General features: G+C 64.7%; 4 protein-coding genes. All 4 read right to left on the minus strand.

Going from position 1 to position 2,615, the window contains the following annotated elements:
• The coding region (locus WCB02_RS36930) for a UDP-N-acetylglucosamine-peptide N-acetylglucosaminyltransferase (protein ID WP_423966715.1) at positions 1 to 1,277 on the minus strand (1,277 nt) is incomplete at its 3' end.
• A 32-nt stretch (positions 1,278 to 1,309) separates the two neighbouring features.
• Complete coding sequence (locus WCB02_RS36935; RefSeq protein WP_423966722.1) at positions 1,310 to 1,993, minus strand: glutathione S-transferase family protein; 684 nt, start codon at positions 1,991 to 1,993, stop codon at positions 1,310 to 1,312.
• 19 nt (positions 1,994 to 2,012) lie between these two features.
• Positions 2,013 to 2,351 (minus strand): hypothetical protein, encoded by a 339-nt coding sequence (locus WCB02_RS36940; RefSeq protein WP_423966717.1) that lies wholly within the window; start codon positions 2,349 to 2,351, stop codon positions 2,013 to 2,015.
• The coding region (locus tag WCB02_RS36945; RefSeq protein ID WP_423966719.1) for an ankyrin repeat domain-containing protein at positions 2,348 to 2,615 on the minus strand (268 nt) is incomplete at its 5' end. The genes WCB02_RS36940 and WCB02_RS36945, both read right to left, overlap by 4 nt.

A 2,615-nucleotide genomic window follows, 5' to 3' on the forward strand; every position in this document is an offset into this window, starting at 1 on the left:
GTTTCGTAGAGATCTTCCAGCGCCCTCGTGTAGGCTGCAACATCGAACAGCGGCGTGGTCAGTCGATTGCGCCGCAGTTTGGCCCTGCTCGCCGCCAGCAAGCCCTGGTCGGCGGCCAGCGCCAGGATGACGGCGAGATAGTCGTCCTCGTTATCGGTGATCAGTTCGGGAAGGCCGATCGCGTGCAGCAGGCTCCCGGCAACGCGTGACGCGAAGGTATCGCCGACGCAGGTCACGATCGGCACGCCGGCCCACAGCGCGTCGCTCGCCGTCGTGTGTGCGCCGTAGGGCGCGGTATCGAGCACGAGATCGGCAAGCTGCAGCCGGCCGAGATGCGCGCTCTGCTCCATGTTGGGGGCGAACACGAGGCGATGCGGCGACACGCCACGGCGCAACGCCTCGCCGCGCAGATTGCCCTCGGCCTGTTCGGTGCCGAGCAGCCATAATACGCTGCCCGGAACCGCATTGAGCAGCCGGCACCACAGATCGAACACCGGCGGTGTGAATTTGTAGGCCTGGTTGAAACAGCAGAACACGAAGCCGGTTTCGGGCAGGCCGGCTTCGGCGCGTGTCGGCTTGCGGCCGATCGCGCATGTCCTGCCGTGCGGCTGATAGGAATTCGGCATGTAGGCGAAGGCTTCCGAATAGTCGGACGCGGCGGCCATCGGCGTCATGAAGGGATCGGTGATGATGTAGTCGCAGATCTCGGCGCCCAGCGTTCCCGGATAGCCGAGAAAGTTGACCTGAACCGGTGCCGGACGCAGCATCATGACCCCGGTCCGGGCGCCCAGCGTGTAGCCCTTGAGATCGACCAGGATATCGATGCCGGCGCCGTGTACGGCGCGCGCGACCTCGCTGTCGCTGAGCGCGGAGACATCGTGAAAGGCGTCGAAGGCCTCGCCGATGCGGCGGCGCATGGCGCCGCCATCGTCCGCGCCGAACGAGAAGGCATGCAATTCGCAACGCGCGCGATTATGTGCCTCGAATGTCTCGACCAGCAGCTCTGACGTCGCATGGTCGTGAAAATCATTGGAAAAGTAGCCGATCCGGAGCTTCTCGCGCGCCGCCAGATCGAACCGGAAGGCAAGCCTGTCGCGTTCCGGAAGGCTGGCCGTGACGCGATCTCTCACCCAGAGCTCGGAGCAGCCGCGATGCTCGCGCGCGCTGATGCCGGGCACCGAGAGCAGCAGGAAAGGTGAAATCCGCCCCGACTGCTCTTCTGCCAGCAATGCGCGCATGCGCGCCGCCGACAGCGCGAAATCGTCCCACTCACACATTGCGCGGCTGCGATGAAGCGATCGAGACACGTTCACCCCGGTAAAGTTTCATCGCGGCGGAAGAGCGGTTGCGCAGGGGCCGATGATTTGGCGAGATTGGCCGGATTGTAGCCTTCTTCGCGCAGCACCCGCGCGACGGCCGGACGTCCAAGCATGCGCCGGTAATGCGCGGCGAGATTGTCGGGCAAGGCGATACCGGTCTTGTCGGCCCAGAACTCCACATAGAACAGGATGGGGTCGGCGACCGAGAAATCGCCCGCGAGATAGCGCTTGCCGCCGAGCGCGTCGTTCAGGATGGCAAAGCCCTTGACGACAATGTCGCGGCCAAGCTCGCGCACGGACTCATGGTCTGCCGGATTGCGGGCAAAGGTGTTGGTGGCGAAGATGCGGGCAAAACCCTGGCCGTGGATCGTGGCGACGATATAGGCCATCGCCTCGATCAGGCGGCATTCGCTGTCCGCATCGTCTGGCCACAATCTGGCGCGCGGATGGCTCCGCGCCAACCAATAGGCGATGGCTGGTACTTCGGTGAGCGCGGTGCCGTCGCCGCGCACGAGTGTGGGAATGGTCGATTTCGGATTGATGGCGACATAGTCCGGCCTGAAATGATCGCCCGCCGGCAGGTTGACGATATGGGCTTCGAATACCTCTTCCAGCTCTTCCAGGATGATGTGGATTCCGGTCGAGCACGACCCCGGCGTCATATAGAGCTTCATCGCGGCCATCGAGCGGTCCTCAGGGGTTGTTGGCCACGGGCGTCGCTTCAGCGTCGGGCGCCAGTTCGACGACCGCCTTCTCGATGATCGCGCGGCAGTTCAGGAGGCGCTGGTAGTCAGCCTTGTCGACCAGGATTGTTTCGGCCGGGGCAGGATCGCCTTCGGGCGGCGCGGTGGCCTGCGCCGCCTCGACCAGGGCCTTTTCGAGCTGAAAGATGCGTTCGCTCGCCCGTTCGAGATAGGGCACGGGGTTGGCGCGGACATTGGCCTCGTGCAGCGCGTCGAGGCTCAGAAGCTTCGTGAAGCGCCGCGCGGCCTGGCGCTCCTGCAGGCCGAAATCATGATCGATGACGCTCATGATCGGGCTTCCGGCCCGCGCGGCGATCGCGCGGCATGGCGCAGCAGTGTGAGACATTCGACCGATGCGGCCATATCGAGCGCGCTGAAGCCATCCAGCGTTTCCGGCTCGGTATCGGCGCCGTTCGCCAGCAGGCGCGCGACCACGGCGTCGCGGCCCGACGACGCCGCATACATCAGCGCGGTCGCACCGTTGTCGTTGCAATTGTTGATGTCGATACCGGCTTCGACGAGCCGGTCGATGATATCAAGATGACTGCCGACG

The organism is Bradyrhizobium sp. (assembly GCF_049581145.1).
Classification (GTDB): domain Bacteria; phylum Pseudomonadota; class Alphaproteobacteria; order Rhizobiales; family Xanthobacteraceae; genus Bradyrhizobium.

Bases quoted from the DNA above. Each gene is read 5' to 3' on its own strand.
- WCB02_RS36935 (WP_423966722.1), bottom strand. From the start codon at position 1,993: ATGAAGCTCTATATGACGCCGGGGTCGTGCTCGACCGGAATCCACATC.
- WCB02_RS36940 (WP_423966717.1), bottom strand. From the start codon at position 2,351: ATGAGCGTCATCGATCATGATTTCGGCCTGCAGGAGCGCCAGGCCGCG.